This window comes from Sphingomonas sp. Leaf37 (genome assembly GCF_920939475.1).
In the GTDB taxonomy this organism is placed as follows: domain Bacteria; phylum Pseudomonadota; class Alphaproteobacteria; order Sphingomonadales; family Sphingomonadaceae; genus Sphingomonas.
In genome coordinates, this window is record NZ_CAKLAX010000001.1 from 513,549 (window position 1) to 534,745 (window position 21,197).

The following is a 21,197-nucleotide window of genomic DNA, read 5'->3' on the forward strand; positions in this document are numbered from 1 at the left end:
TCTCCTCAATGCCGGGACAGCCAGTCGTCGACCTGCCCGGCGATGGAATGGAACGCCGCGCCATCCGCGCCGTTCCCCGCCGCCGGCGGCTGACCGGCATCCGACGCGGTGCGAATGCCGATCGCCAGCGGCACGCGGCCGAGGAACGGCAGGCCGAGCCGCGCGGCCGTCGCCTCCGCCCCGCCGGTGCCGAACGGGTCCGACACTTCACCGCAGTGCGGACAGACATAGCCGGCCATGTTCTCGACCAGCCCGATCACCGGAATACCGGCCTTGTCGAACAGATCGATCGCACGGGTGGCATCGATCAGCGCGAGGTCCTGTGGCGTCGAGACGATGACGGCGCCTGTCGGCTTGTGCTTCTGGATCATCGTCAGCTGCACGTCGCCGGTGCCGGGCGGCAGGTCGAGCACCAGCGTGTCGGTCGCACCCCATTCCGCCTCGACCAGCTGGGTCAACGCCCCCGCCACCATCGGCCCGCGCCATGCCAGTGCCCGGCCGGGTTCGACCAGCTGGCCCATCGACAGCATCGGCACACCATAGGGCGTCGGCACCGGATCGAGCACCTTGTCCTTCGCGGTCGGACGCTGGTCCTCCGCCGCCATCAGCCGGGGCTGCGACGGCCCGTAGATGTCGGCATCGACCAGCCCCACCCGTCGCCCGCGTGCCTTCAACGCGATAGCGAGATTGGCAGCGAGGGTCGACTTGCCGACGCCGCCCTTGCCGCTGGCGACGGCGATCAGCCGACGGGCGACGCGTTCGGCGGTGACCACGACGCGGACCTCGCCGGACCAGCCCTGCGCCGCGGCGGCGCGCACCGCCGCTTCCAGCGCATCGCGCTCGCGCCCCGACAGGCCGGTTGCGTCCAGCACGATGCCGGCGCGCGTCCCCTCGAACCGCAAGGTGGCGCGGGCCCCGGCGGCGGCGCGGACGGCCGCGATCGTTACGTCTTGTGTCATGCGGGGTCAGATAGGCGTGGGTCGGCGGCTTGCCACTGTTTTTCCGCGAACGCCTTCTTATAAGGGTAGCATGACGATCCTGCCGGGCCGCAAAGGGCGCCCTCCCATTCTCGCCGCCGAAACGCCGAAGGGTCCCTGGGGCCAGGGTGACGATCCCGATGGTAGCGGTCCGCGCAACCCGTGGTCGCTACCGCCCGGTGCCCGCAAGCCGGGCGCGAAGCCGACCGCGCTCGACGATTTTCTGAAGAAGGCGCGCGGCGGCGGCAACGGCGGGGGTGGCGGTGGCTTCAACGGCCTGCCCGGTGCCCCGAATGCGCGGGCGCTGTGGTTGATCGGGGCGGGGATCATCCTGCTGGTCTGGGTGCTCTACACCTCGATCCATCCGATCGCCCCGCAGGAGCGTGGCGTGGTGACCTATCTCGGCCGCTACTCCGGCACGCTCGATCCCGGCATCGCGATGACGATGCCCGCACCGATCGCCAATGTCGTCAAGGTCGACGTTCAGAACATCCGCATCGAGAATTTTCCGGAAAGCGGCTCCGAGAACCTGATGTTGACGAGCGACCAGAACATCATCGACCTCGCCTATGCGGTGCGATGGAAGATATCGAGCCCGCAGAACTACGTGTTCCAGATCGACAAACCGCGAGATACCGTACGCGCGACCGCCGAAAGCGTGATGCGCGAGGTCGTTGCTAACGTCAGCCTCGATTCCGCCCTCGGGCCGGGCCGCGCGACGATCGAGAACCAGGTGCAGGAGCGGATGCAGAAGGTGCTGGACGATTACAGGTCCGGCATCGTCGTCGTGGGCGTCGGCATCAAGCAGGCTGATCCACCCGCACGCGTCAACGATGCCTTCAAGGACGTTACCGCCGCGCAGCAAGACGCGCAGGGGGCGCGCAATCAGGCGCAATCCTACGCCAAGCAGGTGATCGCCCGCGCCGAAGGCGAGGCGTCGCAGTTCGACAAGGTGTACGAGCAGTACCGGCTTGCACCCGAAGTGACCCGCCGCCGCATGTATTACGAGACCATGGAGGCCGTGCTGGCCAAGTCCGACAAGACGATCGTCGAGCCGAGCGGCGTCGTGCCGTACCTGCCGATGGGGAATGCGCGGCGGCTGCCGGACGCTGCACCTGCCGAACCGGCGCAACCCGCCCAGCCCGTGGCGACGACGGGAGGCAGCCAGTGAACGGTCTGTGGCGCCACCCGATCGCGCTCGGCCTCGGCGCGTTGATCTTCGTCATCCTGCTCGCGGCGACGGTAACCATCGTGCCGGAAACGCAGCAGGCCGTAATCCTGCGATTCGAACAGCCCGTGCGTACCGTGAACGCGTGGAAGCAGGGTGAGCAGTTTGGTCGCACCGGTGCGGGCCCGATCCTGCGCATTCCGTTCATCGACCGGCTAGTCTGGCTCAACAAGCGCGTGCTGGACGTCGATTACGACAACCAGCAGGTGCTGTCGTCCGACCAGCTGCGGTTGGAGGTCGACGCCTATGCGCGCTTCCGCATCATCGATCCGTTGAAGGCTGTGAACGCCACCGGCAGCACGTCGCAGACGGAGACCGCGATCACCGAGGCGCTGCGCCCGCTGCTCGGCAGCTCGATCCGCAACGAGCTGGGCAACCAGCCGTTCGCGACCTTGCTCAGCCCCGAGCGGGACGAGGTGATGGATAATATCCAGGTCCGCATGCAGCGGCTTGCCAGCCAATATGGCGTGCAGATCGTCGACGTGCGGATCAAGCATGCCGACCTGCCGGACGGCAGCCCGCTCGATCGTGCGCTCGCCCGGATGGCGACCGCGCGGCAGCAGCAGGCGACGACAATTCGAGCGGAGGGCCAGAAGGAAGCACAGATCATCCGCGGCGAAGCCGATGCGCGATCGGCGCAGATCTATGCGCAAAGTTTCACCAAGGATGCCGACTTCTACGACTTCTATCGTGCGATGCAGTCCTATCGCCACACCTTCGGTGCGGACGGCGGGCCGGCACCTAGCGGCTCGACGTCGATCATATTGTCACCCGGAAACAGTTACCTGCGCGAGTTCGAAGGGCGGGGGCGTTGATCGGCAACGGTTGACACCCCAACTTGCCGGGTGATGAACATTCAAGCGGCGTTCAGGCGTTTCGGTCCAATAAGGCACCAAATCTGAACGACCCCAACGAGAGGAATCTCCCCTAGTGCGTTACGCCTACGCGATCACCAGTGCGCTACTCCTCGGCGGCGCGACCGCCACGCTGGCCCTCCAGCCGAGCAACGCCCAGCAGGCGCAGAACGAACCGGGCGCGATCCAGGCATCCGTGCCCCGCGCCGGTGCGCCGATGAGCTTCGCCGACATGGTGCAGAAGCTGCAGCCGGCCGTGGTCAACATCTCGACCAAGCAGACCATTGTCCAGCAGCAGCCCGCCAACCCGTTCTCGGGCACGCCATTCGGCGAATTGTTCGGCGGCATGGGCGGCGGGCAGGGCGGTGCGCCGGTGAAGCGCGAAGGCGCCTCGCTCGGGTCGGGCTTTCTGATCTCGCCGGATGGCTATGTCGTCACCAACGCGCACGTCATCAGCCCCGGCGCACGCGGCGCGACCGTCAACTCGATCACGGTAACGCTGTCGAACAACAAGGAATATACCGCCAAGGTCATCGGGCAGGACACCGATTCCGATCTTGCGCTGCTGAAAATCGACGCAGCCGGTCTGCCCTATGTGAAGTGGGGCGATTCCGCACAATCGCGTGTAGGCGACTGGGTGGTCGCGATCGGCGAGCCGTTCGGTCTGGGCGGCACCGTGACCGCCGGCATCATCTCGGCGATCAATCGCGTCACGGGTCAGGGCGGGGCGTACGACCGCTTTATCCAGACCGATGCTTCGATCAATCAGGGCAACTCCGGTGGCCCGATGTTCGACCTCAACGGCAACGTGATCGGCGTCAACAGCCAGATCTTCAGCCAGTCGGGCGGCAATATCGGCATCGGCTTCGCCATTCCGGCCGCCGTCGCCAAGCCGATCATCGAGACGTTCCGCACCGGCGGCAAGATCAGCCGCGGCTATATCGGCGTGACGATCGGCGGCGGCGTCGACGACGATGCGGCGGCGGCGCTCGGCATTCCCAAGAATTCGGGCGAGCTGATCGCACGCGTCGAGCCGGGCGGGCCGTCCGCAAGGGCCGGTTTGCGTCCCGGCGATGTCGTGACGAAGATCGACGGCAAGCAGGTCAGCAAGGACCAGTCGCTGACCTACCTCGTGTCCAACCTCAAGCCGGGCACGACCGCGCGGTTCGAGGTTCTGCGCGGTGGCCAGCCAACAACCGTCAACATCGCGGTGGCCACACGTCCGTCGACGGAACAGTTGCAGGCGCAGATTCAGGGTCAGGACGACAGCGGCGGATTCGGTCCCAATGCCGGCCCGGGTGGCGACGATGGCGACGACGATACGCAGTCGGTGCCGCAGTCGAGCACGGCACCGCTGGGCCTTACCGTCCAGCCGCTGACGCCGGGCATCGCGCGTGCGATCGGGGTAGACAGCGCGGTTCAGGGCGTCGTGATCGCGACGGTCGATCCGTCGAGCGACGCGGCGGGCAAGCTGAAGCGTGCCGACGTGATCACGGCCGTCAACGGCACACCCGTTCGCACCGCCGCGGACTATGCGCGCCTTGTTGCGCAGGCGAAGGCGGCGGGTCGCCCGCAGGTGCTGCTGCTGATCCAGCGTGGCCGCGGCAACCCCGCGTTCCTGCCGGTCAAGATCAAGTAAGCCACGCGGCCTTACGGACCGTGACTGGCGAGGGCCGTCGCTCCTGTGGAGCGGCGGCCTTTCCTTTTCCGGGCCGCGCGCGCTACGCTTCTGCTCGCGTAGCGTAGGAGCGAACATGAGCGACGGCATCTTCATCGGAGCGAGTGTGGGTGGTGGCGGCGGCAAGCCGCAGGTGCTCGAGCTCAAGCGCGCCAACCGCCACGGCCTGATCGCCGGCGCGACCGGCACCGGCAAGACCGTGACGTTGCAGGGCATCATCGAAGGCTTTTCCCGCGCCGGCGTGCCGAGCTTCGTTGCAGATGTGAAGGGCGACCTGTCCGGCCTCGCCATGGCCGGATCGCCCATGTCGAAGACCCACGCCGCCTTTGCCGCCCGCGCTGCCGAGATCGGCGATGCCGACTGGGTCTATGCCGACAATCCCGTGCAATTCTGGGACTTGTACGGTGAACAGGGCCATCCGATCCGCACCACCGTCAGCGAAATGGGGCCACTGCTGCTCAGCCGACTGATGGACCTCAACACGGTGCAGGAGGGCGTGATGACGATAGCCTTTCACGTCGCCGACAAGGAAGGGCTGCTGCTGCTCGACCTTGACGATCTCCAGTCGATGCTCGCGCATTGTGCCACCCGCGCTGACGAACTGACCACCACCTACGGCAACGTCTCAAAGCCGTCGATCGGTGCGATCCAGCGTTCGCTGCTTCAGCTGCGCACGCAGGGGGGCGAGCATTTCTTTGGTGAGCCGGCGCTGGAGATGGACGATTTCATCCGCACCGACGACAGGGGCAGGGGCGTGGTCAACGTCCTTGCCGCCGACAAGTTGATGGCGGCGCCCAAACTCTACAGCACGTTCCTGCTCTGGCTGATGAGCGAATTGTTCGAACATCTGCCGGAAGTCGGCGACCCCGACAAACCCAGGCTCGTCTTCTTCTTCGACGAGGCGCATCTGCTGTTCGATGAGGCACCGAAGGCGCTGCTCGACAAGATCGAACAGGTCGTTCGCCTGATCCGATCGAAAGGCGTCGGCGTCTATTTCATCACCCAGAACCCGATCGATATTCCCGACACCGTGGCGGGGCAGCTCGGCAACCGGGTGCAGCACGCGTTGCGTGCCTTCACTCCGCGCGATCAGGCGGCGGTGCGATCGGCGGCAGAGACGTTCCGTGCCAACCCCGGTGTCGACGTCGCCACCGCGATCACCGAGCTGAAGGTCGGCGAGGCGCTCGTCTCGCTGCTGCAGCCGGACGGTTCGCCCTCACCGGTCGAGCGCACGCTCATCAAGCCACCCGCCAGCCGCGTCGGGCCGGTGACGCCGCAGGAACGTGGCGTCATGATCCAGACCGATGCGATCGGCGACAAATACGACACTGCGATCGACCGCGAATCGGCCGAGGAAATCCTCGCCGCCAAGACGCAGGAGGCCGCTGCGGCGACCGCCGCTGCTCGCGCCTCGAGCGATGCCGAAAAGGCGGCGGCCGTGCAGGCGAAGGATGAAGCCAGGGCCGCGAAGGACACCGCCCGCATAGCTGCCGCGCAGGCGAAGGCCGATGCGCAGGCGCAACGCGCCGCCGAGCGCGAAGCGGCGAACTCGCCCTGGTCGAAGGCGGTCGGTTCCGCCACCCGTGCCGCCAGTTCCTCGATCGGGCGTCAGGTCGCCAACGAGATCGGCAAGCAGGTGTTTGGCACGTCGCGCAAGTCGTCGGGGGGCGGTCTGGTCGGCACGGTATTGCGCAGTGTGTTGGGCAATTTGATGCGCGGGCGCTGAGCCACGCGCATCGCGGCGCGGGCCGGGATCTTACTCCGCAGCCGTATTCCAGCCGATCGGGGCCCCCGGCCTGCGCTGGGGCGGCGGAGATGGGGCCGCCCGGACAGTGTCATGGGTTGCGGAGTGCCCAGCCTCGACAACCCGCTCGCGCCGGCTCACAACGCTCCCCGGCAAACGGAGCAAGACCATGTCCCTCGACGACCATAGCATCAGCGAGTGGAGCGCCGCCGGCGACGCGGAACTCGACGATATCGTCACCCTGCGCCGCGCGATCCATGCCGAACCCGAGGTGGGGCTGCACTGCCCGCGCACGACGGACAAGATCAAGGCGGCGCTGGCCGGCCTGCCGCTGGAATTTCACGAGGGCACATCCACCACCGGGCTGATCGCGATCCTGCGCGGGCAGCCGGGCGACAACGGGCGCACGGTGCTGCTGCGCGGCGACATGGATGCGCTGACGATGCAGGAGGAAACGGGGCTGCCGTTCGCCAGTACGATCCCCGGCCGGATGCACGCCTGCGGCCATGATTCGCATACCGCGATGCTCGTCGGCGCCGCACGGGCGCTCTCCGCGCGGCGGGACCGGTTGCCCGGCACGATCGTCTTCATGTTCCAGCCGGGCGAGGAGGGGCATCACGGCGCCCGCTTCATGATCGACGACGGTCTGCTCGATATCGCCACGCCCGACGCTGCGTTCGCGCTCCACATCACGCCGAATGCGTCGGCCGGGCTGGTGATCACCCGGAGCGGGCCGATCATGGCGTCGGCGGACACCGTGCATGCGGTGATCCGCGGGGCCGGCGGCCACGCCGCGATGCCGCACGATTGCATCGATCCGGTGCCGGTCGCGTGCGAGATCGTGACGGCGCTCCAGACCTTCGTCGCTCGCCGGATCGCGGTCACGGACCCTGCGGTGCTGTCGATCACCAGGATCGAGGCAGGGTCGGCGCACAATATCATCCCCGGCGACGTCACGCTGCTCGGCACGCTGCGAACATTGTCGGAGGCGACGCGCGACACGATGCATGCCGCATTCAAGCGGATCGTGGAGAACATTGCCGCGGCGCATGGCGCGACAGCCGAAGCATGGATCGACACCGGTTATCCGGTGACGGTCAACGATCCGCGCGGCGCGGCCCTGATCGAAACAGTAGCGGGCGAACTCGACGCGGGTTTCGCGACGATGCCACAGCCGATGATGGGCGCCGAGGATTTCTCCTACGTGCTGCGCCGCTATCCCGGTGCCTTCGCCTTCCTCGGCGTCGCACCTGCGGGCAGCGATCCCGCCACCAATCCACCGCTGCACAACACGCGGATGACGATCGAGGAATCGATGATGGCAAAGGGCGTGGCGATTCACTGTGCGGTCGCGACCCGGTATCTGGAGCGCGGCTTCGACTGACATACCGGATCAGGCGATCGTACCGCCGCTGGCCCGGGCGATGCCGCGACGGACCGCCGCCACCACCTCGCGCGCGGCGGCTTCGCGCGGTTTGGCCGATCCCGGATACGTGGCGGATCGCCGCTCGTCATAGATCGTCACGTCGAACGGCGCCCCTCGCGTATCCGCGACGATGCGGATCGCCCGAACGCGCTTGCTCCGGACGAACACGTCCAGATCGCCGCCCGGCGCATCGAAGATCGACAGCAGCGCGAAAACGAACGCGATCGGCTGGAACGGATAGTACAGCGTGGTGAGCAACCGCCCTGCGGGCGTGCGTTCGCGATCGAGGACCAGCCCCCAGCCGGTATCGATCTCCACCCGCGCCGTGCTCAGATCCGCGATATGCCACGTCGCCGGCGGCGCGCCGTCCAGCGATCCTGCGATCAGTCGTGTCCGTGCGTTGTCGACGGCCACGAAGACGTTGAGAGCGGGGTCGGCGATCGCGACATCGGTGTGCAGCGAGCGGCGGACATGGGCCGCGCTCGCCTCCAGCGCAGGCTGTGCCCGACGCCGCCGTACCCGCCAAACGAACGCACCGATCACCCACCACAACCCGACCCCGATCCCGAGCGCGACATACCAGGGCGCGCCGCCCTGCAAGACGATCAGCGCGACCGCAACCGCGACGACGAACGCCAGAATTTCGAGCATCGGCCGCGCCTCCTGCGATCAGGCCTTGATCAGCCCGATCTCGACCAGTCGCTGGTGCAGATAGTCGTGCGCCGTGATCGGCTCGGGGTAACGGTTCGGATGCTCGGCGCTGATCGTCTGCGGCAGTGTCTCGATCAAGAAATCGGGTGCGGGGTGCAGGAAGAACGGCATCGAATAGCGCGAATGGCCGCGGCGTTCGGGCGGCGGGTTGACGACGCGGTGCGTGGTCGATGGCAGCACGTGGTTGGTCAGCCGCTGCAGCATGTCGCCGACGTTGACGACCATCGCGCCCTCCGGCGGCTTGATCGCGAGCCAGCGGTTGTTGGCGCGGTCTAGTAGTTCTAGGCCGGCTTCCTCTGCCCCGAGCAGAAGCGTGATGAGGTTGATATCCTCGTGCGCGCCCGCCCGTACGCCCTCCGCATCCGCCGGGATCGGCGGATAATGCAGCAGGCGAAGGACCGAATTGCCGTCCTTCACCGCCGGATCGAACCAGTGCGGATCGAGCTTCAGGTGCCGCGCGATCGCCGACAGCAGCCGGTCGCCGGCGCGGTCGAACGCGGTGAACAGTTCGAGGAACGTGTCCCTGAATCCGACGGGCTGTGTCGGCCAGATGTTCGGCGACATGCTGTCGGCGAACCGATGACCCTCCGGCAGTTCGCGACCGATATGCCAGAATTCCTTGAGGTCGACGTGTTTGGCGTCCTTGGCGATCTCGGTCTTGAACGGGGTATAGCCGCGTGCGCCGCCGCCGCCCTCGACGAAATAGCCGCGCTTCTCCGCTTCCGGGCGCGCGAACAATTCCGCCGTTTCACGCCACGCACGGTCAATCAGGTCCTGTGGCACGCCATGATCGGCGATGATCGCGAAGCCGAACCGTTCGAACGATTCGCCGAACGCGGCGGCAAAGCCGTCGGGGTCGCGATCCTGATCGGCGAGGCTGAGTGTCGGCACCTCGGCAGTCGAGGGAGTATCAAGCATAAAGGCCATCCGTCTGATGAAGCGACGGTTATACCCCGCCCGGAGCACGCCGTCATGTCCCACGTCGCACCGGTGATTCGAGGCCGGTCGAACGCCGTGAATGCCGGAGAAACGGCAGTATTACGTGCGTTTATCCAGCGTGATGGGACAGTGTTTCATCGACTCGGCGCAGTCCGGTCCCGCTTGATCGCGGTAGTGGTAACCATGCACTTGTGGTGGACGGCGAATTGCAGGCACACACTCGGTCGTCTGGGGCGCGGTGGGGCTGCGAGTCAGGACGATCTGAATAGTCCGGACCCGGCCAGGGCGGGTACGGCGCATTATGTTGGGGTCCGATGATCACTTTCGCCCGTACTGCTGTCGCCTTCGGTTCGCGCGTCCGCGCCTTGTTCACCACCCGTGATATTCTGTTCCACGACGGTAAGTCGCTGCGCCGGGTCAGCATCACCGGCCGCCGTCAGGCCGCTGCCGCCACGATCGGCGCGCTTACCATCGGTTTCTCGGGATACGGCGCCGCGCAGGCGGCTCAGGTCGTCACCAGCCCGGTCGACACCCGTATCGTCCACATGGAACGCCAGATCGACGCGATGCAGGCGCGGGTGTCCGACATCCGCCACGTCGCGAAAGTGCATGCCGAGCGCGTCGAGCAGCGTCAGGCGCTCATCACCGCCGCGCTGACCGGCAAGGGCGACGAGGCCAAGCTGGCCCTGGCGACGCTCGCGATCGATCCCACCGCCGATCGCCTCGCCGCCGATGTCGTCAAGCCGCTGGTGAAGGTGGAGGGCCGTCAGGCGGAGCTCGCCGATGCCGCGCAGGACGTGCTCGACCGCCGTCTGGCGCAGACGAATGCGACGTTGAAGAAGCTGGGCGTCGCCGGCCGCATCGCCGGGGGCGGCATGGGTGGCCCCATGCTGGATGCCAACAGCGCCGAGGCACAGGCCGATCTGAAGGCGGATGCGCAGTTCCGCACGTTGTTCCAGAGCTGGAAGAAGCTCGACACGCTCCAGCAGGGCGCGATCGCCATCCCCTCCGTGCAGCCGGTGCAGAAGCTGAACTTCACCAGCAACTTCGGCATCCGTTCCGATCCGTTCCGCGGCACCGCCGCGATGCATGCCGGCGTCGACATTCCCGGTCCGGTCGGCACGCCGATCTACGCCACCGCCGACGGCATCGTCGATCACGCAGCGCGCCAGGGCGGCTATGGCAACATGGTCGAGATCAATCACGGCAAGGGTATCGCCACCCGCTATGGCCACCTTTCGAAGATCCTCGTCGCCGATGGCGCCCGCGTTACCCGCGGCCAGTTGATCGCGCTGATGGGCTCGACCGGCCGCTCGACCGGACCCCACCTGCATTACGAGGTTCGCATCGACGGTCACGCCGTGAACCCGATCCCGTTCCTGACCACCGCCGATTATCTGCTCGCGTCGCAGGACCGCGCGGTCCATGCCATCCCGGTGTCGACGGACGGACCCGCCGCGCAGGATTGATTGCTCCTGCTCGATCGTGAAGCGGGCGGGGGGTAACCTCCGCCCGTTTGCGTTGCGCGCACCCGTTGTCCCGGCGAACGTCGAAGGTCCATGGAGCCGAGCCGCTGCCGGCGCGTCATTGATGGTTCAGCGCGTCCATGGGGCCCGGGGTCCGTCGGGATGACGGAATATGGCGGGAACGGGGGCGTGAGCATGGATGCCGGACCCGATCATGACCGCACACGTCCCAACCAACCGGTTGCCCCGCTCCCCTGTCGCGCCTATCTCCGCGATATGGCCACACTCGCCCCCGACATCATGCTCACGCCTGCCGCCGCCGCGCGCGTCGCGGCGATCGCGGGCAAGCAGAACAAGCCTGCGATCCTCCGGCTGTCGGTTGACGGCGGAGGCTGTTCGGGCTTCCAGTACAAGTTCGGCTTCGCCGACGCAGCCGACGAAGACGATACCATCGCGGAGACGGACGGCGTGCGTCTGGTCGTCGACAGCGTCAGCCTCGATCTCGTGCGCGGCTGTCAGGTGGATTACGTCGAATCGCTGGGCGGAGCGGCGTTTCGGGTCGAAAATCCCAACGCGGCGTCAGGTTGCGGTTGCGGTTCCAGCTTCGCGATCTGACGCTTGAAGCTCGTCACCTACAACGTCAACGGGATCAAGGCCCGCCTGCCGCGGCTGATCGAGTATCTTGCCGAGGAGCAGCCCGACGTGGTGTGCCTGCAAGAGATCAAGTGCAGCGACGATACCTTCCCGATCGCCGATATCGAGGGGGCGGGCTATGGCGCGATCTGGCACGGGCAAAAGGGTTTCAACGGCGTCGCGGTGCTCGCGAAGGGAATGACCCCGGTCGAGCGTCAGCGCGGGCTGGAGGGTGAGCCGGAGGACGAACACAGTCGTTATCTGGAGTGCGAGGTCGAAGGGCTGGTCGTAGCATCGATCTACCTCCCCAACGGCAATCCGCAGCCGGGGCCGAAATTCGACTATAAGCTGCGCTGGATGGAGCGGCTTGCCGCCCGCGCCCGGGTTTTGCTCGACGCGGAGCAGCCGGTGGTCCTGATGGGCGATTACAACGTGATTCCCAATGACGACGACACCTTCTCCGTCCGGGCGATGGCGGACGATGCGCTGATGCAGCCGGAAAGCCGGGCCGCCTATCGCCGCCTGCTGGCGCAGGGTTGGACCGACGCGCTACGCACCCGCAAGCCGAAGGGCGGCGTGTGGACCTTCTGGGACTATCAGGCGGGTGCGTGGCAGCGCGACGCGGGCTTTCGCATCGATCATCTGCTGCTCAGCCCGCAGGCGGCCGACCGGCTGGCAGATGCCGGCGTCGACAAGGCATATCGCGGGCGTGAAAAGGCGAGCGACCACGCACCGACGTGGGTCCGGCTGACGTGAAGCGACAGGCGGCGGTACTGCTGGCGCTGATGGCCTCCCCGGCGCTGGCGCAGCAGCGCGACCTGTGTCCGGAGCGCCCCGGCCTCGATACGCCGGCGTGTATCGTCGACCGGGGGCGCGTCATGGTGGAAACCGGGGTGGTCGACTGGACGCTCGATCGCCAGCCCGACAACCGCGCCGATACGATCCTGCTCGGCGATACGCTGTTCCGCGTCGGCGTTACCGATGTCCTGGAGGCACGGATCGGCTGGACCCCGTATGGTCATGAACGCATCCGCGATCGCCAGACCGGTGCGATCGATCGTGCCGGCCAGACCGGGGACGTGTCGCTGGGAGTAAAGGCATCGTTGCTGCACCCCGACGGTAGCGGTTTCGCGGTTGCGGCGCTGCCCTTCGTCACGGTTCCGACGGGTGGCAGCCGCATCGGCGAAGGTGTCGTCGGGGCGGGATTCCTGCTGCCGGTTACGTACGAATTGTCCGAAACGGTACAGCTGGATGCGACGCCGGAGATCGACGCGCAGCCTGACGAAGGGAGGTCGGGCCGGCATCTGCGCTACAGCACCGCCGGTGGTGCGACCTTCAAGCTTGGCCAGACCGTATCGCTCGCCGCCGAGGGGCAGGTGATCCGCGACGACGATCCCGACGGTCGCACGACGCAGGCGCTGGCGGCGCTTTCGATCGGCTGGCAACCGCGTGACGATTGGCAGTTCGACGTATTCGGGATCGCGGGCCTCAATCACGACGCGCCGGATCTCGAACTCTCCGCGGGTATCTCCCGCCGGTTCTGACGCTTCAGCGACCCGGCCCGAGCGAGCCGCTACCCACTCCCGGCAGGACGCCCTATACCTCCTGGAAGACAAGAGGGGATTGGGATGAGTCTGTTTCGCCGCAAGACGATCGTGGCGCAGCCGCCGGGGCAGCAACTGGCCCGAACGCTGGGGTGGCCGCATCTGGTGGCATTGGGTGTCGGGGCGATCGTCGGCACCGGCATCCTGACACTCATCGGCGTCGGCGCGGACCGGGCCGGGCCGGCGGTGATCGTCTCGTTCGTCGTCGCGGGCGCGATCTGCGCCTGCGCCGCGCTCTGCTATGCCGAAATGGCGACGATGATCCCGGCCTCCGGATCGGCCTACACCTACAGCTATGCAGTATTGGGCGAAGTGATCGCCTGGGTGGTCGGGTGGAGCCTGATCCTCGAATATTCGCTGGTGGTGTCGACGGTCGCGGTCGGCTGGTCTGGCTATGCAGTCGGATTCCTGAAAGGACTCGGGATCGTGGTGCCCGCGGCGCTGGCGAACGGGCCGGGGCTGGGCGGGGCGATCAATCTGCCCGCGGTCGCGATCATCGCCGTCGTCGCCGGTTTGCTGATGCTCGGCACACGGGAAAGCGCGCGGATCAATACCGCGCTGGTGGTGCTGAAGATCGTCACGCTGGCGCTGTTCGTCGGCGTCGCGCTGCCGCATTTCGACGTGGCGAACCTCCATCCGTTCACGCCTTACGGCTATGGCAGCCCGACCGGCGAGGGCGGCGTAAAATACGGCGTGATGGGCGCGGCGGCGATCATCTTCTTCGCCTTCTATGGTTTCGACGCCATCTCCACTGCGGCGGAGGAGGCGAAGAACCCGGAGCGCGACCTCGCCATCGGCATCGTCGGATCCATGCTTGCGTGCACGGCGATCTACATGATCGTCGCGGCGACCGCCGTGGGCGCGGTGAGCTATACCCGGTTCGGCGATAGCCCGGAGCCGCTGGCGCTGATCCTGCGCGAGCTGAACCGCGATGGGGTGGCGACGATCGTCGCGGCCGCCGCCGCGATCGCGCTGCCGACGGTGCTACTGGCGTTCCTGTATGGCCAGAGCCGCATCTTCCTCGTCATGGCGCGTGACGGATTCCTGCCGGCGAGCCTCGCCAAGGTGAGCAAGCGGGGAACGCCGGTCCGCATCACGCTGATGACCGCGGTGTTCGTCGCGATCATCGCCGGGCTGGCCCCGCTCGACGTGATCGCCAGCCTCGCCAATGCGGGAACCTTGTGCGCCTTCGTCGCGGTAGCGGCATGCGTGCTGGTGCTGCGTCGGCGCGACCCGGCGGCGCGGCGGCCGTTCCGCACGCCGCTGGCCTGGGTGGTGGCGCCGCTCGCGATCGCCGGCTGCCTCTATCTGTTCACCAGCCTGCAGGTGGTGACGCAGGTCGCCTTCGTCGGGTGGAACGCGTTCGGTTTGCTGGTCTATTTCCTCTACGCGCGGAGCCGGGCGGAGGTCGCGCGCTGATGCCGGGCTGGCATATCGGCATCATCGGCGGATCGGGCCTCTACGATGTCGAAGGGATCGAGGATGGGCGCTGGGTCGATGTTGCGAGTCCGTGGGGGGCACCGTCGGATGCGATCTTCCACGGCCGGATCGGTCCCGTCACGGTGTCGTTCCTGCCGCGGCACGGGCGGGGGCACCGGATCGGCCCGGACCAGCTGAATGCGCGCGCCAATATCGACTGCCTCAAACGGCTGGGCGTCACCGATGTGCTGGCGGTGTCGTCGGTCGGATCGCTGGTCGAGGAGCGGTCGCCGGGCAGCTTCACGATCGTCGACCAGTTCATCGACCGTACCAAGGGGCGGCCGTCGAGTTTCTTCGGCACCGGGCTGGTCGCGCACGTCTCGATGGCCGACCCGGTCTGTCCGCGGTTGAGCGCGCTCGTCGGCGATGCGGCAGGCGAAGTAGACCGGGGCGGCACCTATCTGGCGATGGAAGGACCGCAATTCTCGACGCGGGCGGAAAGCCTGTTGTACCGGCAGTGGGGCTGCCACGTCATCGGCATGACAGCGATGCCGGAGGCGAAGCTGGCCCGAGAGGCGGAGCTGCCCTACGCGCTTGTCGGCATGGTCACCGACTACGATTGCTGGCGCGAGGGCGAGGCGGCTGTGGACGTGGCGCAGGTGATCGCGCAACTGTCCGCCAACGCAGCGAAGGCGCGCGCGATGGTCGTGCGGCTGTTGCGTTCCCTGCCGGCAGAACGGATACCGTCGCCGATCGACACCTGCCTCGACACCGCGATCATCACCGCCAAAAGCGCGCGCGACCCTGCGCTGGTGGCGAAGCTGGATGCGGTGGCGGGGCGGGCGCTGCGCTGATCCCCGCCCTCCTCGCACTGCGCCGCCTTCGACGTCTATCCCCCTCGCGGCGGAAGGGTGAGGGGCGATGCAACGAGAGTTACGGCGTCACCTTCACCATCACCACGCCATGCGGCGCGACCGTCGCCGCAAAGCTCCCGGTCTTCCGTCCCAGGCTCTTGTGTGCCCACAGGTCGCGAACCTCCGCCTTCACCCGCGTGGTCAGCCCCAGTTCCGGCCACGCAACACTGATCGACGCCGGCGCGGCGGAGCGGTTGAACAGGATCACCGCGCGGCTGCCGTCCGCCAGCGGGCGCGCCCACACCTCCAGGTCGCCGTCATCGCGGATGCGGCGGCCCTGCTGGCCCAGCGGGTCCTGATCGACCGCGATCACCTCTTGGTTGAGCAGGATCGTGCGGGTGTCGGCGTCCATGCGCGCGATGTCGTTGCCGGCGATCAGCGGCGCGGCCATCATCGCCCATAGGCTGAAATGGCTGCGATATTCGGTCGGCGTCATGCCGCCGTTGCCGACCTCCAGCATGTCGGGGTCGTTCCAGTGACCGGGGCCGGCATAGGGGTAGAGCCGTTCGTTGAGGTCGACGATCTCGGTCATGCCGATCGACCATTTCTCACGCCCGGCCCATGCATCGCGGATGTCGGCGGTCGTACGCCAGAGATTGCCGATCTTCGCGCCCCATTCCCACGGGCGGTTGTTGCCCCATTCGCACATCGCCAGCACCATCGGCCGCCCCGCCGCCTTGATAGCATCCGACATCAGCGCATAGGCCTCCTCGGCATTGCGCACGCCGGTCGAGCACCAGTCGTATTTCAGATAGTCGACGCCCCAGCGGGCATAGGTCAGCGCGTCCTGATACTCATGGCCCTGACTGCCGGGCTTGCCGCCGCAAGTCTTCGCGCCCGCGTCGGAATAGATGCCGAACTTCAGCCCTTTGGCATGGACGTAGTCGGCCACGGCCTTGATGCCGTTGGGGAATTTATCTGCATTGGCGGTGATGAAGCCGTCGGCGTCGCGACTGCCGTGCCAGCAATCGTCGATGACGATGTATCGGTATCCGGCAGCCTTCATGCCGTTCGACGCCATCGCATCGGCCATCGCGCGGACCGTCGCGTCGTTGATGTTGCAGCCGAACCTGTTCCAGCTGTTCCAGCCCATCGGCGGGGTCTGGGCGAGGCCGTTGGCGATGCGGGCGGGATCCTGCGACGGACGCATCGTGTTGGGATCGACGAACTGATCCTGCGCGTGCGCCATGCTGATCGCGAAGGGCAGCAATGCAGCAGTGATTCCCACCTTAAGCAAATTTGCCATATTTAATCTCTCCTGCGCGGGGGCTAACGCAGGGATGGCGCAACGTAAAGTGTCAGCTTTCCGGGCCGATGCTCAGCCCGTGGCGATAGTTCATCGTGACGCTGACCCGGCTGGTGCCTGCACCGACCGGAATAGCCACCTGTGCGAAGCTCGGCTTCAAACGGAGAATCGACAATCTGGGATCGCGCGAAAAGGCGCCGCCGTCACCGCCGTCCGACTTGCCGTTGGCGTTGGCGTCATGACGCACCGCGACGCCATAGGTGCCGGGGCGGGGTACCGGAATGCATACCACGACCTCGCGCCGGCCGCTGGCGGGCGCTTCGACGCGACCCAGCCAGCGGCCTTTCTCCAGAAAGCCGGCCTGGTCGTAGAGCTGGACGCGAACCCCGCCGGTGCTGGCGCGCAGACCGCGGATATCGACCATCAACCGATGTGGTGTCGCCGCGGTACAGCCTGTGGTGCTGCGCTGCGCCGTGGCGGGCGCGGCAATGAGGAACAGAAGCGCGAGAAGGACGAGCCGGGTCATGCCACCAATATAGTGCTGGATGTGGCGAGCATATGTCGATGCCATGGCAGGGTTTGTCGCGACAGATCGTCCTCACCCTTCCGCCGCGTCGCGGCTCTCTGCCTCTCCCACCGGGAGAGGGAAAAGACGCCGAAAGCGGCGAAAGGGTGAGGGTAAGCGCTAGGCACGAAAAAAGGGGAGGCACCTCGCGGCACCTCCCCCTCATTCGTCCGGCAATTGCGTCGCTTACGCGGCCAGGTTGCGCAGCACGTACTGCAGGATGCCGCCGTTGAGGAAATATTCCAGCTCGTTGACGGTATCGATGCGGCAACGCGTCTCGAACGTCTCGACCGACCGGTCGGCGCGGGTCAGCGTCACCTCGACCGTCTGGCGCGGACGCAGCTCGGCGACGCCGGTGATCGTGAAGGTTTCCGATCCATCCAGCTTCAGCGTCTCGCGCGTCACGCCGTCGGCGAACTGGAGCGGCAGCACGCCCATACCGACGAGGTTCGAACGGTGGATACGCTCGAAGCTTTCGGTGATGACCGCCCGGACGCCGAGCAGGTTGGTGCCCTTCGCCGCCCAGTCGCGCGACGATCCGGTGCCATATTCCTTGCCCGCGACGATGACGAGCGGGGTGCCGTCTTCCTTGTGGCGCATCGCCGCGTCGTAGATCGGCATGGTCTCGCCGTCATACTTTGTCATGCCGCCTTCGACGCCCGGCACCATCTCGTTCTTGATGCGGATGTTGGCGAAGGTGCCGCGGACCATGACATGGTCGTTGCCGCGGCGCGCACCATAGCTGTTGAAGTCGGCGCGCGAAACCTGCCGCTCCATCAGCCACTTGCCGGCCGGGCTGTCCGCCTTGATCGAGCCAGCCGGCGAAATGTGGTCGGTGGTGATCGAATCGCCCAGGATCGCGAGCGGCTTCGCCTCGATGATGTCGGTTACCGGCTTCGGGGTCATTTCCATGCCCTCGAAATACGGCGGGTTGGCGACATAGGTCGACCCCGATGGCCAGGCGTAGGTGTCCGACTGGACGATGTCGATCGCCTGCCACTTGGTGTCGCCGGCATAGACGTTGCCGTAGCGCGAGCGGAACATCGTGTCGTCGATGTTCGCCGCCATCACGTCGGCGATCTCCTGATTGGTCGGCCACACGTCCTTGAGGTAGACGTCCTGCCCGTCGGTGCCCTGACCCAGCGGCGTCTCGGTCATGTCCTGCGTCACAGTGCCCTTCAGCGCATAGGCGACGACGAGCGGCGGCGAGGCGAGGAAGTTGGCGCGCACGTCCGGCGACACGCGGCCTTCGAAGTTGCGGTTGCCCGACAGCACCGATGCGGCGACGAGGTCGTTCTCGTTGATCGCGGTCGAGATCGGCCCCGGCAGCGGACCCGAATTGCCGATGCAGGTGGTGCAGCCATAGCCGACGAGGTTGAAGCCGATCGCGTCGAGATCGGCGGTCAGCCCGGCCTTGTTGAGGTAATCGGTGACGACCTGCGAACCGGGAGCGAGCGACGTCTTGACCCACGGCTTGGGCTTGAGACCCAAGGCGTTCGCCTTGCGCGCGACGAGGCCCGCGGCGACCAGCACCGACGGGTTCGAGGTGTTGGTGCAGCTGGTGATCGCGGCGATCACCACGTCGCCGTCGCCGATGTCATGGCCGCGCTCCGCCACGTCGACGCGCTGCGGACGCTCCTTGTGGTAGATCTTGAACAGGTCGCCGTTGAACACCTCGTCGACCTTGCCCAGCGACACGCGGTCCTGCGGACGCTTCGGCCCGGCGAGGCTCGCGGTAACGGTCGCCATGTCGAGTTCGAGCGTGTCGGTGAAGACAGGCTCGGGCGCATCGTCGAAGCGCCAGAAGCCGTTAGCCTTCGCATAGGCCTCGACCAGCGCGATATTCTCCTTGGACCGCGCGGTGAGGCGCATATAGTCCATCGTCTTCTCGTCGATCGGGAAGAAGCCGCAGGTCGCGCCATATTCCGGTGCCATGTTGGCGATCGTCGCACGATCGGCGAGCGTCATCGAGCCGAGGCCCGGGCCGAAGAATTCGACGAAACGGCCGACCACGCCCTTGGCGCGCAGCATCTGTGTGACGGTCAGCACCAGATCGGTGGCGGTGATGCCCTCACGCAACGCGCCGGTCAGCTTGAAGCCGACGACTTCCGGGATCAGCATCGACACCGGCTGACCGAGCATCGCGGCCTCCGCCTCGATCCCGCCGACGCCCCATCCGAGCACGCCTAGCCCGTTGATCATCGTCGTATGGCTGTCGGTGCCGACGAGCGTATCGGGATAGGCGATCGCCTTGCCATCGCCATGATCGCCCACGCTGTCCGTGGTCCACACCGCCTGACCGATATATTCCAGGTTCACCTGATGGCAGATGCCGGTGCCGGGGGGCACGACCTTGAAATTGTCGAGCGCGGCCGAGCCCCATTTCAGGAACTCGTAGCGTTCGCCGTTGCGCTCATATTCCAGATCGACGTTGTTCTCGAACGCCTTGGGCGTGCCGAATTCGTCGACCATCACCGAATGGTCGATGACGAGATGGACGGGGACCTGCGGATTGATCTTGGCGGCATCGCCGCCCAGCTTGGTGATCGCATCGCGCATCGCGGCGAGATCGACGACGCAGGGCACGCCGGTGAAATCCTGCATCAGCACGCGCGCCGGGCGATACTGGATCTCGCGGTCCGAACGACGCTCCTTCTGCCAGTCGACGATCGCCTGCACGTCGGCCTCGGTCACGGTCTTGCCGTCCTCGAAGCGGAGCATGTTCTCGAGCAGCACCTTCATCGAGAAGGGCAGACGGCTGATGTCGCCGAACTTCGCCGCGGCCTTTTCCAGGCTGTAATAATCGTAGGTCTTGCCGCCGACGTCGAGCGTCGTGCGGGTGTTCAGGCTGTCCTGGCCGATGGCGGTCATGTTGGTCCCTTCAATTTGGCCCAGGGCGCTCGGGGAGGCGGCGGGGAAGCCGCGCGGGCGCGCGAGAGCGCTTCAGCGAAAGCGTGTGTCTCGGCGGCCTTAGCAAGGGGTGTCCGGCGGGGGAAGCGCATATGCTGCGCCTGCGTGAAAGCGCCGGCTCGTCGCTGCGCCTGGTCAGCCGTGTGACAGGCGAAGCGCGTCGACATCGACGATCACGCGTTCGAGATGCGCAACCTCGGCAGTGGCGCCGATCTGGTCGAGGGCCGCCCAGGCCTTGAGCAGATGGCTGCTCGCCTGTTCCAGCCACGACGACGCGTCCGATCCTGCAGCATCGTCGCCCCGGGCGTCGCGCATGTCCCGGCGCAACTCGAATGCGGCGACGGTACGGCGGGCGAGATCCTCCAGCGCGATCCGTTCCTCGTCGTCCAGTCCGGCGCGTGGCGCGACGTCGATCACGCACAGGGTGCCGATTTGCGTCCCGTTGCGCATCCGCAGAGGCGCGCCGGCATAGAAGCGGATGCCCGGACCGCCGGTGACGTTGGGATAGTTGCGGAAACGTTCGTCGACGCTGGCGTCCGGGACAACGAAGACGTCGTCCTGTTCGATCGCCTTCGCGCAAAAGGATTCCTCGATCGGGGTTTCCGTCGAGTCGATCCCCAGCCGCGCCTTGAACCACTGCCGCCGGGCATCGATCAACGATATCATCGCGATCGGCGCGTCGACCTCACACGCCGCAGCCTCGACGATCGAATCGAACTGCGGCTCCATGGGCGTGTCGAGCAACCCATAGTCCGCCAATGTGGCAAGCCTGTCTTCCGCGTCCGTCATCGCCGCGTCCCCACCCCGACGTCATTATGGTAAACGTTGGTGTAACAGGACTTTGCCCGTATGGAAAAGGTTTCAGCCCGGTATCGGCGAAATG

Annotated in this window: 18 protein-coding genes; 11 read left to right on the plus strand and 7 right to left on the minus strand. The window is 66.6% G+C overall.

Annotation, left to right across the window (positions count from 1 at the left end; translation table 11 throughout):
* Positions 1-5 precede the first annotated feature (5 nt).
* The gene (locus tag LRA87_RS02195; protein WP_230628766.1) at positions 6-959 is read right to left on the minus strand and encodes an Mrp/NBP35 family ATP-binding protein; all 954 of its coding nucleotides are present in this window, start codon (positions 957-959) and stop codon (positions 6-8) included.
* 70 nt (positions 960-1,029) lie between these two features.
* Here LRA87_RS02195 and hflK point away from each other — a divergent pair, with 70 nt between their 5' ends.
* From hflK to LRA87_RS02220, 5 genes are all read left to right on the plus strand, one after another.
* On the plus strand, positions 1,030-2,148 hold the full coding sequence (gene hflK, locus LRA87_RS02200) for an FtsH protease activity modulator HflK (RefSeq protein WP_230628767.1): 1,119 nt from the start codon (positions 1,030-1,032) through the stop codon (positions 2,146-2,148).
* Positions 2,145-3,020, plus strand: a complete 876-nt coding sequence (gene hflC / locus LRA87_RS02205; protein ID WP_230628768.1) for a protease modulator HflC — start codon at positions 2,145-2,147, stop codon at positions 3,018-3,020. Before hflK ends, hflC begins: the two co-directional genes overlap by 4 nt.
* Positions 3,021-3,135: 115 nt before the next feature.
* Positions 3,136-4,698: a Do family serine endopeptidase gene (locus tag LRA87_RS02210; protein ID WP_230628770.1), complete on the plus strand. Its 1,563-nt coding sequence runs from the start codon at positions 3,136-3,138 to the stop codon at positions 4,696-4,698.
* A 115-nt stretch (positions 4,699-4,813) separates the two neighbouring features.
* Positions 4,814-6,463, plus strand: a complete 1,650-nt coding sequence (locus LRA87_RS02215) for a helicase HerA-like domain-containing protein (protein ID WP_230628772.1) — start codon at positions 4,814-4,816, stop codon at positions 6,461-6,463.
* A 187-nt stretch (positions 6,464-6,650) separates the two neighbouring features.
* Positions 6,651-7,865 (plus strand): M20 metallopeptidase family protein, encoded by a 1,215-nt coding sequence (locus LRA87_RS02220; RefSeq protein WP_230628774.1) that lies wholly within the window; start codon positions 6,651-6,653, stop codon positions 7,863-7,865.
* Between the two features lie 9 nt (positions 7,866-7,874).
* Here the strand turns inward: LRA87_RS02220 and LRA87_RS02225 are convergent, their stop codons facing one another.
* Positions 7,875-8,558: a hypothetical protein gene (locus LRA87_RS02225; RefSeq protein ID WP_230628776.1), complete on the minus strand. Its 684-nt coding sequence runs from the start codon at positions 8,556-8,558 to the stop codon at positions 7,875-7,877.
* 18 nt (positions 8,559-8,576) lie between these two features.
* Complete coding sequence (locus LRA87_RS02230; protein ID WP_230628778.1) at positions 8,577-9,536, minus strand: isopenicillin N synthase family dioxygenase; 960 nt, start codon at positions 9,534-9,536, stop codon at positions 8,577-8,579.
* A gap of 335 nt (positions 9,537-9,871) precedes the next feature.
* Here LRA87_RS02230 and LRA87_RS02235 point away from each other — a divergent pair, with 335 nt between their 5' ends.
* The 6 genes from LRA87_RS02235 to mtnP all read left to right on the plus strand — a co-directional run bounded on the left by LRA87_RS02235 (position 9,872) and on the right by mtnP (position 15,533).
* The gene (locus LRA87_RS02235; RefSeq protein ID WP_230628780.1) at positions 9,872-11,026 is read left to right on the plus strand and encodes a M23 family metallopeptidase; all 1,155 of its coding nucleotides are present in this window, start codon (positions 9,872-9,874) and stop codon (positions 11,024-11,026) included.
* Positions 11,027-11,299: 273 nt separating this feature from the next.
* Positions 11,300-11,638 carry an iron-sulfur cluster insertion protein ErpA gene (gene erpA / locus LRA87_RS02240; RefSeq protein ID WP_230628781.1) on the plus strand — a complete coding sequence of 113 codons (339 nt, stop codon included), beginning with the start codon at positions 11,300-11,302 and terminating at the stop codon, positions 11,636-11,638.
* 3 nt (positions 11,639-11,641) lie between these two features.
* Entirely contained in the window at positions 11,642-12,412 is a 771-nt protein-coding gene (xth, locus tag LRA87_RS02245) for an exodeoxyribonuclease III (RefSeq protein WP_230628783.1), read from the plus strand.
* Positions 12,394-13,200, plus strand: coding sequence for a transporter (locus LRA87_RS02250; protein WP_230628785.1), 807 nt, complete (start codon positions 12,394-12,396; stop codon positions 13,198-13,200). The genes xth and LRA87_RS02250 overlap by 19 nt, the downstream gene beginning before the upstream one ends.
* Before the next feature lie 84 nt (positions 13,201-13,284).
* Positions 13,285-14,679, plus strand: a complete 1,395-nt coding sequence (locus LRA87_RS02255; RefSeq protein ID WP_230628787.1) for an amino acid permease — start codon at positions 13,285-13,287, stop codon at positions 14,677-14,679.
* A complete protein-coding gene (gene mtnP, locus LRA87_RS02260) occupies positions 14,679-15,533 on the plus strand; it encodes an S-methyl-5'-thioadenosine phosphorylase (RefSeq protein WP_230628789.1) in 855 nt (284 codons plus the stop codon). Before LRA87_RS02255 ends, mtnP begins: the two co-directional genes overlap by 1 nt.
* Before the next feature lie 79 nt (positions 15,534-15,612).
* On the opposite strand, the gene LRA87_RS02265 is transcribed toward mtnP, so the two are convergent.
* The 4 genes from LRA87_RS02265 to LRA87_RS02280 form a co-directional block, all read right to left on the minus strand.
* On the minus strand, positions 15,613-16,839 hold the full coding sequence (locus LRA87_RS02265; RefSeq protein ID WP_230628791.1) for an alpha-galactosidase: 1,227 nt from the start codon (positions 16,837-16,839) through the stop codon (positions 15,613-15,615).
* A gap of 52 nt (positions 16,840-16,891) precedes the next feature.
* Positions 16,892-17,365 (minus strand): DUF2141 domain-containing protein, encoded by a 474-nt coding sequence (locus LRA87_RS02270; RefSeq protein ID WP_230628793.1) that lies wholly within the window; start codon positions 17,363-17,365, stop codon positions 16,892-16,894.
* A 225-nt stretch (positions 17,366-17,590) separates the two neighbouring features.
* Positions 17,591-20,275 carry an aconitate hydratase AcnA gene (gene acnA / locus LRA87_RS02275; protein ID WP_230628795.1) on the minus strand — a complete coding sequence of 895 codons (2,685 nt, stop codon included), beginning with the start codon at positions 20,273-20,275 and terminating at the stop codon, positions 17,591-17,593.
* Between the two features lie 174 nt (positions 20,276-20,449).
* Entirely contained in the window at positions 20,450-21,103 is a 654-nt protein-coding gene (locus LRA87_RS02280; protein WP_230628797.1) for a GAF domain-containing protein, read from the minus strand.
* Positions 21,104-21,197 lie beyond the last annotated feature (94 nt).